At 65.9% G+C, this 16,762-nt stretch carries 17 protein-coding genes; 12 read left to right on the forward strand and 5 right to left on the reverse strand.

Annotated elements, in window-relative coordinates; translation table 11 throughout:
* Positions 1-74: 74 nt before the first annotated feature.
* Positions 75-641 carry a dCTP deaminase gene (gene dcd, locus ACIGFL_RS19730; RefSeq protein ID WP_021446086.1) on the reverse strand — a complete coding sequence of 189 codons (567 nt, stop codon included), beginning with the start codon at positions 639-641 and terminating at the stop codon, positions 75-77.
* 311 nt (positions 642-952) lie between these two features.
* On the opposite strand from dcd, the gene ACIGFL_RS19735 reads away from it, so the two are divergent.
* A complete protein-coding gene (locus ACIGFL_RS19735) occupies positions 953-1,162 on the forward strand; it encodes a cold-shock protein (RefSeq protein ID WP_004423761.1) in 210 nt (69 codons plus the stop codon).
* 185 nt (positions 1,163-1,347) lie between these two features.
* On the opposite strand, the gene apbC is transcribed toward ACIGFL_RS19735, so the two are convergent.
* Positions 1,348-2,436, reverse strand: coding sequence for an iron-sulfur cluster carrier protein ApbC (apbC, locus tag ACIGFL_RS19740; protein ID WP_397498283.1), 1,089 nt, complete (start codon positions 2,434-2,436; stop codon positions 1,348-1,350).
* Between the two features lie 164 nt (positions 2,437-2,600).
* Here apbC and metG point away from each other — a divergent pair, with 164 nt between their 5' ends.
* The 9 genes from metG (at position 2,601) to ACIGFL_RS19785 (ending at position 11,905) form a co-directional block, all read left to right on the forward strand.
* Complete coding sequence (gene metG / locus ACIGFL_RS19745) at positions 2,601-4,637, forward strand: methionine--tRNA ligase (RefSeq protein WP_397498284.1); 2,037 nt, start codon at positions 2,601-2,603, stop codon at positions 4,635-4,637.
* A gap of 119 nt (positions 4,638-4,756) precedes the next feature.
* On the forward strand, positions 4,757-5,341 hold the full coding sequence (gene rsxA, locus ACIGFL_RS19750) for an electron transport complex subunit RsxA (protein WP_122108704.1): 585 nt from the start codon (positions 4,757-4,759) through the stop codon (positions 5,339-5,341).
* Positions 5,338-5,913: an electron transport complex subunit RsxB gene (rsxB, locus tag ACIGFL_RS19755; RefSeq protein WP_122108705.1), complete on the forward strand. Its 576-nt coding sequence runs from the start codon at positions 5,338-5,340 to the stop codon at positions 5,911-5,913. Before rsxA ends, rsxB begins: the two co-directional genes overlap by 4 nt.
* The gene (rsxC, locus tag ACIGFL_RS19760; RefSeq protein ID WP_397498285.1) at positions 5,910-8,537 is read left to right on the forward strand and encodes an electron transport complex subunit RsxC; all 2,628 of its coding nucleotides are present in this window, start codon (positions 5,910-5,912) and stop codon (positions 8,535-8,537) included. Before rsxB ends, rsxC begins: the two co-directional genes overlap by 4 nt.
* A 73-nt stretch (positions 8,538-8,610) precedes the next feature.
* On the forward strand, positions 8,611-9,642 hold the full coding sequence (locus ACIGFL_RS19765) for an RnfABCDGE type electron transport complex subunit D (protein ID WP_397498286.1): 1,032 nt from the start codon (positions 8,611-8,613) through the stop codon (positions 9,640-9,642).
* Between the two features lie 2 nt (positions 9,643-9,644).
* Positions 9,645-10,280 carry an electron transport complex subunit RsxG gene (rsxG, locus tag ACIGFL_RS19770; protein ID WP_031302995.1) on the forward strand — a complete coding sequence of 212 codons (636 nt, stop codon included), beginning with the start codon at positions 9,645-9,647 and terminating at the stop codon, positions 10,278-10,280.
* A complete protein-coding gene (locus tag ACIGFL_RS19775) occupies positions 10,277-10,984 on the forward strand; it encodes an electron transport complex subunit E (RefSeq protein ID WP_021443588.1) in 708 nt (235 codons plus the stop codon). Before rsxG ends, ACIGFL_RS19775 begins: the two co-directional genes overlap by 4 nt.
* Complete coding sequence (nth, locus tag ACIGFL_RS19780; protein WP_122108708.1) at positions 10,981-11,619, forward strand: endonuclease III; 639 nt, start codon at positions 10,981-10,983, stop codon at positions 11,617-11,619. The genes ACIGFL_RS19775 and nth overlap by 4 nt, the downstream gene beginning before the upstream one ends.
* A gap of 106 nt (positions 11,620-11,725) precedes the next feature.
* A complete protein-coding gene (locus tag ACIGFL_RS19785; RefSeq protein ID WP_017677837.1) occupies positions 11,726-11,905 on the forward strand; it encodes a PA3496 family putative envelope integrity protein in 180 nt (59 codons plus the stop codon).
* A gap of 61 nt (positions 11,906-11,966) precedes the next feature.
* Here ACIGFL_RS19785 and gloA read toward each other — a convergent pair whose 3' ends face one another.
* The 3 genes from gloA to ACIGFL_RS19800 all read right to left on the reverse strand — a co-directional run bounded on the left by gloA (position 11,967) and on the right by ACIGFL_RS19800 (position 14,726).
* Entirely contained in the window at positions 11,967-12,359 is a 393-nt protein-coding gene (gene gloA / locus ACIGFL_RS19790) for a lactoylglutathione lyase (RefSeq protein WP_397498287.1), read from the reverse strand.
* 93 nt (positions 12,360-12,452) lie between these two features.
* Complete coding sequence (locus tag ACIGFL_RS19795; RefSeq protein WP_021443585.1) at positions 12,453-13,670, reverse strand: argininosuccinate synthase; 1,218 nt, start codon at positions 13,668-13,670, stop codon at positions 12,453-12,455.
* A 108-nt stretch (positions 13,671-13,778) separates the two neighbouring features.
* Positions 13,779-14,726 carry an OmpA family protein gene (locus tag ACIGFL_RS19800; RefSeq protein WP_397498288.1) on the reverse strand — a complete coding sequence of 316 codons (948 nt, stop codon included), beginning with the start codon at positions 14,724-14,726 and terminating at the stop codon, positions 13,779-13,781.
* A gap of 195 nt (positions 14,727-14,921) precedes the next feature.
* Between ACIGFL_RS19800 and pyrC the strand changes: the two genes are divergently transcribed.
* Entirely contained in the window at positions 14,922-15,968 is a 1,047-nt protein-coding gene (gene pyrC / locus ACIGFL_RS19805; RefSeq protein WP_397498289.1) for a dihydroorotase, read from the forward strand.
* Positions 15,965-16,639, forward strand: a complete 675-nt coding sequence (gene rnt, locus ACIGFL_RS19810; protein WP_021443379.1) for a ribonuclease T — start codon at positions 15,965-15,967, stop codon at positions 16,637-16,639. The genes pyrC and rnt overlap by 4 nt, the downstream gene beginning before the upstream one ends.
* The last annotated feature ends 123 nt before the right edge of the window (positions 16,640-16,762 follow it).

Consider the following 16,762-nt stretch of genomic DNA (forward strand, 5'->3'; position numbering starts at 1 on the left):
GCCAGCCGCTTATCGAGCGGGGCAAAGACGAAAAAGCCGAGCAGAGGCTCGGCTTTTTCGGATGCAGCGGCCATTCAGGCCTTGGGCAGGGTCACGCCCAGCTGGCCCTGGTACTTGCCGCCGCGATCCTTGTACGACACCTCGCAGGCCTCGTCCGACTGCAGGAACAGCATCTGCGCCACGCCCTCGTTGGCGTAGATCTTCGCCGGCAGGGTGGTGGTGTTGGAGAACTCCAGGGTCACGTGGCCTTCCCACTCCGGCTCCAGCGGCGTGACGTTGACGATGATGCCGCAGCGCGCATAGGTGCTCTTGCCCAGGCAGATGGTCAGCACGTCGCGCGGGATGCGGAAGAACTCCACGGTGCGGGCCAGGGCGAAGGAGTTCGGCGGGATGATGCAGACGTCGCTCTTCACGTCGACGAAGCTCTTCTCGTCGAAGTTCTTCGGGTCGACGGTGGCCGAGTTGATGTTGGTGAACACCTTGAATTCGTCGGCGCAGCGCACGTCGTAGCCGTAGCTGGACACGCCGTAGGAGATCAGCCGCTCGTTGCCTTCGGTGCGCACCTGGCGCTCCACGAAGGGCTCGATCATGCCGTGCTCGAGAGCCATGCGGCGAATCCACTTGTCCGATTTGATGCTCATGGCGAGGTGTCCTGAATGGGCGGTGGCGAAAAAAGTGAGCGCATCTTACCGACCCCGGCGCCCCGCTTCAAAGGCTGTCGACCGGCGTCACGACCGGCCGCCGCGAGTTATTTGCAAGAAAGACGCACGCAGCATTCGCACTCGACGATAAAAACACGTATGGTGTGCCCACTGTGCTGCATGTGTCACCGCGAATCGCTACTAGATGCCTAGATCTCGATCCAAACATCGTCCGACTCCTAGTACTCGTTGCACTCAGTCCCGGCCTGGGCTTTTCCAGGGCTGTTATTACTTTTGTTAGGAGACATCACATGTCCAATCGTCAGACTGGCACCGTTAAGTGGTTCAACGATGAGAAAGGCTACGGCTTCATCACCCCGCAATCCGGTGACGACCTGTTCGTACACTTCAAAGCCATCCAGAGCGATGGTTTCAAGAGCCTGAAAGAAGGCCAGCAAGTGACTTTCGTGGCCACCCGCGGTCAGAAAGGCATGCAGGCTGAGGAAGTTCAGGTTGTCTAACCTGAGCTGACCCGCTTGAAAAGAGCCCCGCCTAGTGCGGGGCTTTTTTATGGCCAGAGGAAATACCGGCCAATGGGAGACGACTGCAGGAATGCCAGAGGAGGCATGGCGATTCAGATCAAGCCCTCTCCCGCCCTTCGGGCACCCTCTCCCATAAATGGGAGAGGGTCATCAGAAGGCCGCTTTCAGTCGTCGCTGATCTCGATGCTCGGCATCGCCGGCTGGCCGGCCTGGGCGATGCGCGCGCCGACCTTGCGCGCCAGGTCCTGATAGATCATGGCGATCTGGCTTTCCGGATCGGCGATGGTGGTCGGCTTGCCGTCGTCGGCCTGCATGCGGATGGCCATCGACAGCGGCAGGGACGCCAGCAGCTCGACACCGTACTGCGCCGCCAGCTTCTCGCCGCCGCCCTCGCCGAACAGGTGCTCGGCATGGCCACAGTTGGAGCAGATGTGCACGGCCATGTTCTCCACCACACCCAGCACCGGGATATGCACCTTGCGGAACATCTCCACGCCCTTCTTGGCATCCAGCAGGGCCAGGTCCTGCGGCGTGGTGACTATCACGCTGCCGGCCACCGGCACCTTCTGCGCCAGGGTCAGCTGGATGTCACCGGTGCCCGGCGGCATGTCCACCACCAGGTAATCCAGGTCGTTCCAGGCGGTCTGGGTGATCAGCTGCAGCAGCGCGCCGCTGACCATCGGCCCGCGCCAGACCATCGGCGTGTTGTCGTCGGTGAGAAAGGCCATGGACATCACCTGCACGCCATGCGCCTCGAGCGGTACGAACCACTTCTGTTCGCGCACCTGCGGCCGCGTACCTTCGGCGATGCCGAACATGATGCCCTGGCTGGGGCCGTAGATATCGGCATCGAGAATGCCCACCCGCGCGCCTTCGCGGGCCAGGGCCAGGGCCAGGTTGGCCGCGGTGGTGGACTTGCCCACCCCGCCCTTGCCCGAGGCCACGGCGATCACGTTCTTCACCCCGGCCAGCGCCGGCACCTGGCCCTGGCCCTGGTGCGAGTCGATGACGCAGTCGACCTGCACGCGCGCATTGTCGACGCCATCGAGGTTCTCCAGCGCCATCTGCAGCATCTGCGCCCAACCGTTCTTGAACAGCCCGGCGGCGTAGCCCAGCTGCAGACGCACATTGACCTGGCCACCCTGGATCTCGACCTCGCGCAGACAGCCGGCGCTAACCGGGTCCTGGTCCAGATGGGGGTCGGTGAACCGACGCAGACAGGCTTCGACCGCTTCGCGGGTGACGGCACTCATGCAAGAACTCCAAGAACAAGGCAGGGCAGAAACAGGCGCCCATCATAGCAGCAGCGCCATCGGGCGATGGAGCACGGCGCTTTTCCGTGGCGCAGGTAGCTTGAAGCTTGTCGCTTCCCTTATAGTTGCCGACTTCCCTCGTTTTACCAGTGCAGCCGATCACCATGACCGAAGCCCGCAAGATTCTCGTTACCAGCGCCCTCCCCTACGCCAACGGCTCGATCCACCTCGGCCATATGCTCGAGTACGTGCAGACCGACATGTGGGTGCGCTTCCAGAAACTGCGCGGCAACCAGGCGATCTACGTGTGCGCCGACGATGCCCACGGCTCGGCCATCATGCTGCGCGCCGAGAAGGAAGGCATCACCCCCGAGCAGCTGATCGCCAATGTGCAGGCCGAGCACACCGCCGATTTCGCCGACTTCGGCGTGGACTTCGACAACTACCACTCGACCCACTCGCGGGAGAACCGCGAGCTGTCGGCGGCGATCTACCTCAAGCTGCGCGACGCCGGGCATATCGCCACCCGCTCGGTGACCCAGTACTTCGACCCCGAGAAGGGCATGTTCCTCGCCGACCGCTTCATCAAGGGTACCTGCCCCAAGTGTGCGGCCGAGGACCAGTACGGCGACAACTGCGAGAAATGCGGCGCCACCTACGCCCCCACCGAGCTGAAGGACCCGCGCTCGGCGATCTCCGGCGCGGTGCCGGTACTCAAGGACTCCAAGCACTTCTTCTTCAAGCTGCCGGACTTCGAGGCCATGCTCAAGCAGTGGACCCGCAGCGGCAGCCTGCAGGAGGCGGTGGCCAACAAGATCGCCGAATGGCTCGACGGCGGCCTGCAGGAATGGGACATCAGCCGCGATGCGCCCTACTTCGGCTTCGAGATTCCCGACGAGCCGGGCAAGTACTTCTACGTCTGGCTGGACGCACCGATCGGCTATATGGCCAGCTTCAAAAATCTTTGTGCGCGCCGCCCGGAGCTTTCCTTCGACGCCTTCTGGAACAAGGATTCGACCGCCGAGCTGTATCACTTTATCGGCAAGGACATCGTCAACTTCCACGCCCTGTTCTGGCCGGCCATGCTCGAAGGCGCCGGCTACCGCAAGCCCACCGCGGTCAATGTGCACGGCTACCTGACGGTGAACGGGCAGAAGATGTCCAAGTCGCGCGGTACCTTTATCAAGGCCAGGACTTATCTCGATCACCTGAACCCGGAATACCTGCGCTACTACTACGCCAGCAAGCTGGGCCGCGGTGTCGATGACCTCGACCTGAACCTCGAGGACTTCGTGCAGAAGGTCAACTCCGACCTGGTCGGCAAGGTGGTCAATATCGCCAGCCGCTGCGCGGGCTTTATCCACAAGGGCAACAATGGGGTGCTGGTCGCCGCCAATCCCGAGCCCGAGCTGTGGGCCGCCTTCCAAGCCGCCGCACCGAGCATCGCCGAGGCCTACGAGGCGCGCGACTTCTCCCGCGCCATGCGCGAAATCATGGCCCTGGCCGACCGCGCCAATGCCTGGATCGCCGACAAGGCGCCCTGGGCGCTGAACAAGGTGGAAGGCAAGCAGGCCGAAGTGCAGGAAATCTGCGCCCTGGGCGTCAACCTGTTCCGCCAGCTGGTGATCATGTTGAAACCCGTGCTGCCGAAGCTGGCCGCCGACGCCGAAGCCTTCCTCAATGTCGCCCCGCAAACCTGGGCCGACCTGACGCAGCCGCTGGCCAACCACCAGCTCAACCCGTTCAACCCGCTGCTGACCCGTATCGAACCCGCGAAGATAGACGCCATGATCGAAGCCTCCAAGGAAGACCTGGCCGCAGAAAGCGCCAAGCCTGCCGGTAACGGCGAGCTGACCAAGGACCCGCTAGCCGCCGAGATCGCCTTCGACGCCTTCGCCGCCGTCGACCTGCGTATCGCCCTGATCGAGAAGTGCGAGTTCGTCGAGGGCGCCGACAAGCTGCTGCGCCTGTCGCTGGATATCGGCGACGCCAAGCGCAACGTGTTCTCCGGGATCAAGTCCGCCTACCCGGACCCGAGCAAGCTGGAAGGCCGCCTGACCCTGTACGTGGCCAACCTGGTGCCGCGCAAGATGAAGTTCGGCGTGTCCGAAGGCATGGTGCTGGCCGCCGGTCCCGGCGGCGAGGAAATCTACCTGCTCAGCCCGGACAGCGGCGCCAAACCGGGCCAGCGCGTCAAGTAAGCGCCAGCTAGGCTTATAGGCGTCGAACAAGCCGGCCAATGCCGGCTTGTTTGCTTCTGCGCGCTTCCCGATAATAAGCGCCCTTTTTCTATGGCCTTTTCGAGCACAACGGCAACCCGATGACCGAACTCGTCCTGATCATGGTCAGCGCCATCCTGGTCAATAACTTCGTGCTGGTGCAGTTCCTCGGCCTGTGCCCCTTCATGGGCGTGTCGAAGAAGATCGAGACGGCCATCGGCCTGTCCCTGGCCACCACCTTCGTGCTGACCCTGGCCGCCATGTGCAGCTATCTGGTGCAGCAGTACGTGCTCAGACCGCTGGACCTGGAGTACCTGCGCACCATCAGCTTCATCCTGGTGATCGCGGTGACCGTGCAGTTCACCGAGATGGTGGTGAACAAGACCAGCCCGCTGCTGTACCGCGTGCTGGGCATCTTCCTGCCGCTGATCACCACCAACTGCATCGTTCTCGGCGTGGCCCTGCTCAACGCCAACAAGGCCGAGTTCACCTTCGTCAGCGCCACCGCCAACGGCTTCGCCGCCGGCCTGGGCTTCTCCCTGGTGCTGGTGCTGTTCGCCGCCATGCGCGAGCGCATCGCCATCGCCGACGTGCCCAAGTCGTTCCAGGGCGCGGCCATCGGCATGATCACCGCGGGCCTGATGTCGTTGGCGTTCATGGGCTTTACCGGGTTGATCAAGCTATGAACCTGGTTCTCGTCGCCGTCCTCGCCCTGCTCGGCCTGTGCCTGCTGGCCGGCGCCATCCTCGGTTTCGCCGCGGTGCGCTTCAAGGTCGAGGGCGACCCCATCGCCGAGCAGATCAACGCCCTGCTGCCGCAGACCCAGTGCGGCCAGTGCGGCTACCCCGGCTGCAAGCCCTACGCCGAGGCAATCGCCGGCGGCGACAAGATCAACAAGTGCCCGCCCGGCGGCGAGGCGACCATCGCCGCCTTGGCCGACCTGCTCGACGTCGAGCCCGAGCCGCTGGACGCGGTGGAAGGCGAGAAGCCGCAGATGGTCGCCTATATCCGCGAGGCCGAGTGCATCGGCTGCACCAAGTGCATCCAGGCCTGCCCGGTGGACGCCATAGTCGGTGCGGCGCGGCAGATGCACACGGTGATCGCCAGCGAATGCACCGGCTGCGACCTGTGCGTGGAGCCCTGCCCGGTGGACTGCATCGACATGCTCGAAGTGGGCGGCAGCGTACAGAGCTGGAAATGGGACAAGCCGCTGGCGCCCGGCCAATTGATCGCCAGCGACCGGGAGCAGGCGGCATGAGCGCACAAGAGCGTATCTGGGATATCCCCGGCGGCATCCATCCGGCCGAGCGCAAGGAACTGTCAAACCGCACGCCAATCCAGCAGGCGCCGTTGCCGGCCCGCCTGAGCTTGCCGCTGGGCCAGCATATCGGCGCCGTCGCCGAGCCTTGCGTGGTGGTCGGCGAGCGGGTGCGCAAGGGGCAGAAGATCGCCGAGGCCACCGGTTTCGTCAGCGCGCCGCTGCATGCGCCGACCTCCGGCACGGTCAGCTTTATCGGCCCGCAGCCCTACCCGCATGTCTCCGGCATGCTGGCGCCGGCCATCGTGATCGACAGCGACGGCCTGGACGAGTGGATCGACCTGACCCCGCATCCCGACTACCGGCATATGGACTCCGCCGAACTGCTGGCGCTGATCCGCGAGGCCGGCATCAGCGGCCTGGGCGGCGCGGGCTTCCCCACCGCGGTGAAGCTCACCGCGCGGCCGACGCAGAAGATCCACACGCTGATCATCAACGGCACCGAGTGCGAGCCCTATATCACCGCCGACGACCTGCTGATGCGCGAACGCGCAGCTGAGCTGGTTTCCGGCATCGATATCCTGGTGCAGCTGATCCAGCCCGAGCAGGTGCTGATCGGCATCGAGGACAACAAGCCCGAGGCCATTGCCGCGGTGCGCGGCGCCTGCCGCGAGCGCAGCTACCAGGTGCGGGTGTTCCCCACCAAGTACCCCTCCGGCGGCGAGAAGCAGCTGATCCAGATCCTCACCGGTGTCGAGGTGCCATCGGGCGGCCTGCCGGCCGATATCGGCATACTCTGCCAGAACGTCGGCACCTGCGTGGCCGTGCACGAGGCCGTGGTGCACGGCAAGCCGCTGATCTCGCGCATCACCACCCTGACCGGCGAGGCCCTGGCGCGCCCGGGCAACGTCGAGGCACTGCTCGGCACCCCGGTTGGCGAGCTGCTGGAATTTGCCGGGCTCGACCGGAGCAAGCTCAATCGCCTGATCATGGGCGGACCGATGATGGGCTTCACCCTGCCCAGCCTCGAAGTGCCGCTGATCAAGACCGCCAACTGCCTGCTGGCCAGCACCGCCGCCGAGCTGCCGCCACCGCCGCCGGCGCTGCCCTGCATCCGCTGCGGCGAATGCGCCGAAGCCTGCCCGGCCAGCCTGCTGCCGCAGCAGCTGCATTTCTTCGCCCTGGGCCAGGAGCACGAGCAGCTCAAGGCACACAACCTGTTTGACTGCATCGAGTGCGGCGCCTGCGCCTATGTCTGCCCCTCGAGCATCCCGCTGGTGCAGTACTACCGCGCGGCCAAGGCGGAAATCCGCGAACTGGAGCAGAAGCAGCTCAAGGCCGAGCACTCCAAGCAGCGCTTCGAGCAGCGCCAGGAGCGCCTGCGCCGCGCCGAGGAACAGAAGGAAGCCGAACGCAAGGCGCGCGCCGAGAAGGCCGCCCGCGCCAAGGCGGCGCAGGCCGAGGCGCCGCCGGCTGCCGCCGCCCCGGCCGACGAGGCGCTGAAGAAACTCAGGATCGAGGCCAGCATGGCCCAGGTCGCCCTGAAGAAGGCGGAAAAACAGCTGGCAGCCCACGACACGCCGGAGCTGCAGGCCCAGGTCGCCGAGCTGCGCACCGCTGCCGAAGCCGCACAGAAGGCCCTGGCCGACGCACAAGCGGCTGCCCCTGCCCCGGCGCCTAAACCGGCCGGTGACGAAGCGCTGAAAAAGGCCAAGATCGACGCCGCCATGCTCAAGGCGCAGCTGCGCAAGCTGGAGAAGCTCGAGGCCCCGGACGACGACCAGCAGGCCGAACTCGCCCGCCTGCGCCAGCAGCTGGAAGCAGCCGAGAAGGCCCTGGCCGATCTGGAAAGCCAGGCGCCCGCCCCGGCCGCCAAACCCGCCGGCGACGAAGCGCTGAAAAAGGCCAAGATCGACGCCGCCATGCTCAAGGCGCAGCTGCGCAAGCTGGAAAAGATCGAAAACCCGGACGACGACCAGCAGGCCGAACTCGTCCGCCTGCGCCAGCAGCTGGAAGCAGCCGAGAAGGCCCTGGCCAGCCTGGAAAGTCAGGCGCCCGCCCCCGCCGCCAAGCCGGCCGGCGACGAGGCGCTGAAAAAGGCCAAGATCGACGCCGCCATGCTCAAGGCCCAGCTGCGCAAACTGGAAAAGATCGAAAACCCGGACGACGACCAGCAGGCCGAACTCGCCCGTGTGCGCCAGCAGCTGGAAGCAGCCGAGAAGGCCCTGGCCAGCCTGGAAAGCCAGGCGCCCGCCCCCGCCGCCAAGCCGGCCGGCGACGAGGCCCTGAAAAAGGCCAAGGTCGAGCTGGCGATGAAGCGTGCCGAACTGAAGAAGGCCGGCGCCGACGAAGCCGCACTGCAGCCGCTGCGCGATGCCTTGGTCGCCGCCGAGCAAGCCCTGCACGCCGCCGAGGCGGCTTCGGACAAGCCGGCGCCGGAGCTGGTACGCCGCGAACGCCCCGGCGTGGACGAAACGCTGAAAGCCCTGAAAACCGAAGTGGCCTTCGCCCGCGCCGACCTACGCAAGCTGGAGCGCGACGACAACGCCGCCAGCGAGGCGCTGGAACAGGCCCGCACGCGCCTGGCCGAGGCCGAACGCCAACTGGCCGAATACCAACCCTGACATCCACCCCGGACGCAATCCGGGGACAAACACCACACCCGACAGCGCAGCGACAGCAACGACCGGAGCGCCAATGGCCCTGCCCCGCATCACCTCGCCCCACGCCAAGGGCAGCAATCGCACCCAGCAGGTCATGCTGCAGGTGCTGCTGGCCACGGTGCCGGGCATTCTCGCCCTGACCTGGCTGTTCGGCGCAGGCACCCTGTTCAATCTGGCCCTGGCCAGCCTGTTCGCCCTGGCGTTCGAGGCGGCGATCCTGGCCGCGCGTCAGCGTCCGCTGGCGTTCTTCCTCAAGGATTACAGCGCCCTGGTCACCGCTGTGCTGCTGGCCCTGGCGCTGCCGCCCTACGCGCCCTGGTGGCTGACCCTGGTGGCAGTGGGTTTCGCCATCGTCTTCGGCAAGCAGCTCTACGGCGGCCTTGGGCAGAACCCCTTCAACCCGGCCATGCTCGGCTACGTGGTGGTGCTGATCTCCTTTCCGGTGGAGATGACCAGCTGGCCCGTGCCGCATGGCGTCGCCCTGCTCGATGGCCTGCAGCACATCCTCGGTATCGCCGCGCTGCCCGACGGTTGGGCCCAGGCCACCGCGCTGGACGCGCTGAAGGTCAACAAGAGCCTGACCATGGACGAGCTGCGCGCCGCCAACCCGGCCTTCGGCCACTTCGGCGGCGCCGGCAGCGAGGCGGTCAACCTGGCCTTTCTCGCCGGCGGCCTGTACCTGCTGCACAAGCGCATCTTCAGCTGGCACGCGCCGGTCGGCATGCTCGGCGCCCTGGCCGTGATGAGCCTGCTGTTCTGGAACGGCAGCGGCTCGGACTCCAACGGCTCGCCGCTGTTTCACCTGCTCAGCGGCGCCACCATGCTCGGCGCCTTCTTCATCGTCACCGACCCGGTGTCCGGCGCCACCAGCAACCGCGGCCGCCTGGTGTTCGGCATCGGCGTCGGCGTACTGGTCTACGTGATCCGCGCCTGGGGCGGCTACCCGGACGCAGTGGCCTTCGCCGTGCTGCTGATGAACCTGGCGGCACCGACCATCGACTACTACACCCGGCCGCGCAGCTACGGCCACCGCAAGCCCAATAGCGGCTTCAAGCTGGGAGAATGAGCATGCTGCCGGAAATCAGCCGCTCGATGCTGAAGAACGCCCTGGTGCTGGGCCTGTTCGCCATCGCCACCGTCGGCAGCGTGGCCCTGTTGCAACAGGCCACCGCCAGCCGCATCGCCGCCGCCGAGCGCGAGGCGCAGGTGCGCGCCCTGGGCGAGATCCTGCCGGCCGGCAGCTACGACAACCACCTGCTGGACAACCGCATCGAGGTCAACGCCCGCGAACTCGGCCAGCGCAGCCCGCAGTCGGCCTACCTGGCGCTCAAGGACGGGGCGCCCAGCGCGCTGATCCTGCCGGTCACCGCCCCGGACGGCTACAGCGGCGCCATCCACCTGCTGGTCGGCATCTTCGCTGACGGCCGCCTGGCCGGCGTGCGCGTGCTCGGCCACAAGGAAACCCCGGGGCTGGGCGACAAGATCGAACTGGCCAAGAGCCAGTGGATTCGCAGCTTCGACGGCAAATCCCTGAGTAACCCCGGCGCAGAGGGCTGGGCGGTGAAGAAGGATCGCGGCGAGTTCGACCAGTTCGCCGGTGCCACCATCACCCCGCGCGCGGTGGTCAAGGCCGTGCACGGCGCCCTGCAGTATTTCGACGCACACCGCGCCCAGCTGCTGGGCCTGGCGGAGGACGCGCAATGACCAGCTACCGCGAGATCACAATCAACGGCCTGTGGAAGAACAACCCGGCGCTGGTGCAACTGCTCGGCCTCTGCCCGCTGCTGGGGGTGAGCAACTCCACGGTCAACGCCCTTGGCCTGGCGCTGGCCAGCGCGGTGGTGCTGGTGTGCTCCAACACCGCGGTGTCGCTGGTGCGCGGCGTGGTCAACACCGCCGTGCGCCTGCCCGCCTTCGTCATGATCATCGCCGCGCTGACCACCTGCATCGAGCTGCTGATGCAGGCCTTCACCTACGAGCTGTACCAGATCCTCGGCATCTTCATCCCGCTGATCACCACCAACTGCGTGATCCTCGGCCGCGCCGACGGCTTCGCGGCGAAGAACGCGCCGCCGCGCGCCGCCTACGACGGCCTGATGATGGGCCTGGGCTTCGGCGCGGTGCTGGTGCTGATCGGCGCCGCCCGCGAGCTGCTCGGCACCGGCGCCCTGCTGGCCAACATGCACCTGCTGTTCGGCCCGGTTGCGGCCGACTGGCAGATCACCCTGGTCAGCGACTACAAGGGTTTTCTGCTGGCCATCCTGCCGCCGGGCGCCTTTATCGTCCTCGGCCTGCTGATCGCCGGCAAGAACCGCATCGACCAGGTATTGGCCGAGCGGGCCAAGGCCGCAGCCCCCGAGGCGCCCGCGCCAAGCCGTCGCGTGCGAGTGACCGGAGTGATCGAGTGAACGCCGCCAAACGCCTGGAAATCTTCCGCCGTCTGCACGAGGACAACCCGGAGCCGAAGACCGAGCTGGCCTACAGCACGCCCTTCGAGCTGCTGGTAGCCGTCACCCTGTCAGCCCAGGCCACCGACGTCAGCGTCAACAAGGCCACCGCCAAGCTGTTCCCGGTAGCCAACACCCCGGAGGCCATCCATGCCCTGGGTGTCGAAGGGCTTAGCGAGTACATCAAGACCATCGGCCTGTACAACAGCAAGGCGAAGAACGTCATCGAGGCCTGCCGCATCCTCATCGAGAAGCACGGCAGCCAGGTGCCGGACAACCGCGAAGACCTCGAAGCCCTGCCCGGCGTCGGCCGCAAGACCGCCAACGTGGTGCTCAACACCGCCTTCCGCCAGCTGGCCATGGCGGTGGACACCCATATCTTCCGGGTCAGCAACCGTACCGGCATCGCCCCCGGCAAGAACGTGCTGGAGGTGGAGAAGAAGCTGCTCAAGTTCGTGCCCAAGGACTATCTGCTCGACGCCCACCACTGGCTGATCCTGCATGGCCGCTACGTCTGCACCGCGCGCAAACCGCGCTGCGGCGCCTGCCGCATCGAGGATCTGTGCGAGTACAAGGCGAAGACCTCGGACGATTGATCGACCATTGATCCGAGCGATCGTCCGATTGAAAAAATCTTTTTTACCCGCTCTATTTTTGCCGCTATAAGGTGCGCAAATGGCCCCGGAGCCTGGAGTGGAACATATGAGCACTGACAAAGAAGACCTCGAACTGGACGAAGACTTTGTCGCGGAAGAATCGGACGATGCCGAGCCTGCGGTGGAAGTCGCCAAGACCAACCTGACCAAGCGCCGCATCATCGACAACTTCCTCGAAGAGCGACGCCTGCACAAGCAGCTGGCCGAGTACGACTTCGACATCTGAAGGTCGAGTCGGATAAAAAAAGCCCCGCACAATGCGGGGCTTTTTCGTGGCGGCGATAACTTCAGTCCTTGCGCGACGGCGACAGCAGCTCGATCTTGTAGCCGTCCGGATCTTCCACAAAGGCCAAGATGCTCGAACCGTGCTTCATCGGCCCCGGTTCGCGGGTGATCTTGCCGCCGCGCGAGCGGATGTCCTCGCAGGCCTTGTAGACGTCGGCCACTTCCAGGGCGATATGGCCGTAGCCGGTGCCCAGCTCGTAGCTGTCCACGCCCCAGTTGTGGGTCAGTTCGATCACGCTGTTGTGCGCCTCGTCGCCGTAACCGACGAAGGCCAGGGTGAACTCGCCGTCCGGGTAGTCCTTGCGGCGCAGCAGGGTCATGCCCAGCACTTCAGTGTAGAAGGCGATGGATTTGTCCAGGTTGCCGACGCGCAGCATGGTATGCAGCAGTCTCATCAGGTTTCTCCTCAACGATTGGCCGTGATCTCGGCCCTAAAAAGAAACCCCGGCTCGTGGCCGGGGTTCCTCTGACACGGTGCAAGCAGTCTATCAGATCAGCTTGCGGCCCTTGCCGGCGGCGATGCGCATGCGCAGGGCGTTGAGCTTGATGAAGCCGGCCGCGTCCTGCTGGTTGTAGGCGCCGCCATCTTCTTCGAAGGTGGCGATATTGGCGTCGAACAGCGAGTCGTCGGACTTGCGGCCGGTGACGATGACGTTGCCCTTGTACAGTTTCAGGCGCACCACGCCGTTCACGTTGGCCTGGGAGGCGTCGATCATCTGCTGCAGCATCAGACGCTCCGGGCTCCACCAGAAACCGTTGTAGATCAGGCTGGCGTATTTCGGCATCAGCTCGTCTTTCAGGTGGGCCACTTCGCGGTCGAGGGTGATCGACTCGATGGCGCGGTGGGCGCGCAGCATGATGGTGCCGCCGGGCGTCTCGTAGCAGCCGCGCGACTTCATGCCGACATAGCGGTTTTCCACGATGTCCAGACGGCCGATGCCGTTGGCGCCGCCGATGCGATTCAGCTCGGCCAGCACCTGAGCCGGCGTCATGGCCTTGCCGTCGATGGCGACGATGTCACCGGCCTGGTAGGTCAGCTCGATATAGGTCGGTGCGTCCGGAGCTGCCTCAGGCGAGACAGTCCATTTCCACATGTCTTCTTCGTGCTCGGTCCAGGTGTCTTCCAGCACGCCGCCCTCGTAGGAGATGTGCAGCAGGTTGGCGTCCATGGAGTACGGCGATTTCTTCTTGCCGTGACGCTCGATCGGGATGGCGTGCTTCTCGGCGTAGTCCATCAGCTTCTCGCGCGACAGCAGGTCCCACTCGCGCCAGGGGGCGATGACCTTCACGCCCGGCTTCAGTGCGTAGGCGCCCAGCTCGAAGCGCACCTGGTCGTTGCCCTTGCCGGTGGCGCCGTGGGAGATGGCGTCGGCGCCGGTCTCGTTGGCGATCTCGATCAGGCGCTTGGCGATCAGCGGACGGGCGATGGAGGTACCCAGCAGGTACTCGCCTTCGTAGATGGTGTTGGCGCGGAACATGGGGTAGACGAAATCGCGGACGAACTCTTCGCGCAGGTCGTCGATGTAGATTTCCTTGACGCCCATCGCCTGGGCCTTGGCACGGGCCGGCTCGACCTCCTCGCCCTGGCCGAGGTCGGCGGTGAAGGTCACCACTTCACAGTTGTAGGTATCTTGCAGCCACTTGAGGATCACCGAGGTGTCCAGGCCACCGGAATAGGCCAGAACTACCTTTTTGACGTCCGCCATGCCATCACTCCACGGGTTGTACGGTAAAACCTGTGATTCTACTGACCCTGCGGGCCAATTTACAGGGGCGCGACAGCTTGTGACGACGAAGCGACGCCGTTTTTCGCCTCAGGACGGCGTGCTGCCGGCCGGATCGACCGGGGCGCTCGGCGCAGTGTCAGGCGCCGTGCTCGGCGGCGCGACCTCGGCCGGCGGCAGGCGCTCCAGGCGCAGGGTGGCGCGGCGGTTCTTGGCGCGGTTGGCCTCGCTGTTGTTGGGTGCCAGCGGGTAACGCTCGCCATGAAAACGCAGGGTGATCTGCTCGACCGGCACGCCGCCGGCCACCAGGTACTCCTGCACCGCCAGGGCGCGGCGGCGCGACAGGTCGCGGTTGGTCAGGCGGTTGCCGCTGTTGTCGGCGTGACCGTCGATCTGGAAGCTGTTGATGCTGGGGTCGGCCTTGATGAAGTCGAGCACGATGTCCAGCTTGGCGCGGGCCATGGCGTCCAGCTCGACACCGCCGCCGGGAAAGCCGATCTGCGCCTGGCGGATCTGCTCGAAGTTGACCGGCAGCAGCTTGGCCGTGCAGGCCTGGTAGTCCTCGTAGGCCTTGTGGAACTTCACCGGCAGCAGGCGTACCTCGAGGCTATCGCCGCCGTTGAGGGTGCGGTGGCGCACCAGCGGGCTGCGCCCTTCCAGCAGACCGGTGAGCAGCCGCGCGCCCTGCTCATGGGAGCTGTTGAACGGTACCTCGCCGTTGCCGACGCTGACCACGCCCAGGTGGATGTCGCCGCGCCCCGGTTGCCAGGGCGCTGCCGCCGCCAGCAGGGTCGCCGAGCCGGCGCCGAGCCAGCGTTCACGCGCCTTGAGGCGGAAGGTCACCTGCTCGCCGGCACGGCGCACGAACTCGCCGCTGCCGAACTGACTGATCGGCTGGCTCAGGCGGCACTCAAACTGATCGCCCTCGACCTTCCATTCCACCTGTTCCAGGCGGGTCTGAAAGCTGACGGCGTGCGCCGGCAGGCTCAGGGCCAGGCCGGCCAGCAGACAGGAAAGGACAAGACGGGGCTGGCGCACGACGGGCTCCACGAATACACGGTTCTCCCTAGGTATCGGTGCCTTGGCGAAAAACTGTAGGGGCGAATTGCTTCGCGCACCGCTCGTGTCGGCACGCAAAATCCGCCGGCGCGACGTCGTCCGTCCCGCCCACAGCGCATTTTCCGGCGGTTTCCGGTAGCATTCCGCTCACGTTTTACCCGCCTGGAAGCCCCCATGTCCGACCGCCTGACTCTCCTGCGTCCCGATGACTGGCACATTCACCTGCGCGATGGCGCGGTGCTGCCGCACACCGTCGGCGACGTCGCGCGCACCTTCGCCCGCGCCATCATCATGCCCAACCTGGTACCGCCGGTACGCAACGCCGCCGAGGCCGACGCCTATCGCCAGCGCATCCTGGCCGCGCGCCCGGCCGGCAGCCGCTTCGAGCCGCTGATGGTGCTCTACCTCACCGACAACACCAGCCCCGAGGACGTGCGCCAGGCCAAGGCCGCCGGCTTCGTCCACGCCGCCAAGCTGTACCCGGCCGGCGCCACCACCAACTCCGATTCGGGCGTGACCAGCATCGAAAAGATCTTCCCGGTGCTGGAAGCCATGGCCGAGGTGGGCATGCCGCTGCTGGTGCACGGCGAGGTGACCCGCGCCGAGATCGACGTGTTCGACCGCGAGAAGGCCTTTATCGACGAGCACCTGCGCCGTGTGGTCGAGCGCTTCCCCACGCTGAAAGTGGTGTTCGAGCACATCACCACCCGCGACGCGGTGCAGTTCGTCGAGGCCGCGCCGGCCAACGTCGGCGCCACCATCACCGCCCATCATCTGCTGTACAACCGCAACCACATGCTGGTCGGCGGCATCCGCCCGCACTTCTATTGCCTGCCGATCCTCAAGCGCAACGTGCACCAGGAAGCCCTGCTCGACGCCGCCGTCAGCGGCAGCCGCAAGTTCTTCCTCGGCACCGACTCGGCGCCGCACGCCAAGCACGCCAAGGAAGCCGCCTGCGGCTGCGCCGGCTGCTACACCGCCTATGCCGCCATCGAGCTGTACGCCGAGGCCTTCGAGCAGCGCGGTGCGCTGGACAAGCTGGAAGGCTTCGCCAGCTGCCACGGCCCGGACTTCTACGGCCTGCCGCGCAACAGCGACTCGATCACCCTGGTGCGCCAGGACTGGACCGCCCCGGCCAGCCTGCCGCTGGGCGAGCAGACGGTGATCCCCCTGCGCGCCGGCGAAACCCTGCGCTGGAAGCTGCTGGAGGGCCAGGCGTGAGCGAAGAGCATTACGACGACGAACTCGATCCCAGCCTGCCGTCCGGCCCGCGCACGCCCATGGCGGCGCGCTTTCGCGGCTACCTGCCGGTGGTGGTGGACGTCGAGACCGGCGGTTTCAACTGCGCCACCGACGCCCTGCTGGAGATCGCCGCAACCACCATCGCCATGGACGAGAGCGGCTTCCTCTACCCGGATCACACCCACTTCTTCCGCATCGAGCCGTTCGAAGGCGCCAATATCGAGGCGGCGGCGCTGGAGTTCACCGGGATCAAGCTGGATCACCCGCTGCGCATGGCGGTGAGCGAAGAACACGCCCTCGGCGAGATCTTCAAGGGCCTGCGCAAGTCGATCAAATCGGCCGGCTGCAAGCGCGCCATCCTGGTCGGCCACAACAGCAGCTTCGACCTGGGTTTCCTCAACGCCGCGGTGGCCCGTTGCGGCATCAAGCGCAACCCCTTCCACCCCTTCTCCAGCTTCGACACCGCCACCCTGGCCGGCCTCGCCTACGGCCAGACCGTACTGGCCAAGGCCTGCCAGACCGCCGGCATCGAGTTCGACGGCAAGGAGGCGCACTCGGCGCGCTACGACACCGAGAAGACCGCCGAGCTGTTCTGCGGCATCGTCAACCGCTGGAAGGAAATGGGCGGCTGGGACGAATTCGACCAGTAAGCCGTTGCGCGGCAATCAGTCCCCACCAGAAACCGGCCTCGCGCCGGTTTTTTGCCGATGCCCCATCGCGTCTGGCCGCCCGGCCTCGCAGGCTGCAGCCCAGTGATGCGCACCACCCGCCGC

This window comes from Pseudomonas sp. NPDC077649 (genome assembly GCF_044542855.1).
Taxonomy (GTDB): Bacteria; Pseudomonadota; Gammaproteobacteria; order Pseudomonadales; family Pseudomonadaceae; genus Aquipseudomonas.

What these genes read in the sequence shown, in the direction of transcription:
- dcd (WP_021446086.1), bottom strand. Translation starts at nt 641, where the DNA reads ATGAGCATCAAATCGGACAAGTGGATTCGCCGCATGGCTCTCGAGCAC.
- ACIGFL_RS19735 (WP_004423761.1), top strand. Translation starts at nt 953, where the DNA reads ATGTCCAATCGTCAGACTGGCACCGTTAAGTGGTTCAACGATGAGAAA.
- apbC (WP_397498283.1), bottom strand. Translation starts at nt 2,436, where the DNA reads ATGAGTGCCGTCACCCGCGAAGCGGTCGAAGCCTGTCTGCGTCGGTTC.
- metG (WP_397498284.1), top strand. Translation starts at nt 2,601, where the DNA reads ATGACCGAAGCCCGCAAGATTCTCGTTACCAGCGCCCTCCCCTACGCC.
- rsxA (WP_122108704.1), top strand. Translation starts at nt 4,757, where the DNA reads ATGACCGAACTCGTCCTGATCATGGTCAGCGCCATCCTGGTCAATAAC.
- rsxB (WP_122108705.1), top strand. Translation starts at nt 5,338, where the DNA reads ATGAACCTGGTTCTCGTCGCCGTCCTCGCCCTGCTCGGCCTGTGCCTG.
- rsxC (WP_397498285.1), top strand. Translation starts at nt 5,910, where the DNA reads ATGAGCGCACAAGAGCGTATCTGGGATATCCCCGGCGGCATCCATCCG.
- ACIGFL_RS19765 (WP_397498286.1), top strand. Translation starts at nt 8,611, where the DNA reads ATGGCCCTGCCCCGCATCACCTCGCCCCACGCCAAGGGCAGCAATCGC.
- rsxG (WP_031302995.1), top strand. Translation starts at nt 9,645, where the DNA reads ATGCTGCCGGAAATCAGCCGCTCGATGCTGAAGAACGCCCTGGTGCTG.
- ACIGFL_RS19775 (WP_021443588.1), top strand. Translation starts at nt 10,277, where the DNA reads ATGACCAGCTACCGCGAGATCACAATCAACGGCCTGTGGAAGAACAAC.
- ACIGFL_RS19785 (WP_017677837.1), top strand. Translation starts at nt 11,726, where the DNA reads ATGAGCACTGACAAAGAAGACCTCGAACTGGACGAAGACTTTGTCGCG.
- gloA (WP_397498287.1), bottom strand. Translation starts at nt 12,359, where the DNA reads ATGAGACTGCTGCATACCATGCTGCGCGTCGGCAACCTGGACAAATCC.
- ACIGFL_RS19795 (WP_021443585.1), bottom strand. Translation starts at nt 13,670, where the DNA reads ATGGCGGACGTCAAAAAGGTAGTTCTGGCCTATTCCGGTGGCCTGGAC.
- pyrC (WP_397498289.1), top strand. Translation starts at nt 14,922, where the DNA reads ATGTCCGACCGCCTGACTCTCCTGCGTCCCGATGACTGGCACATTCAC.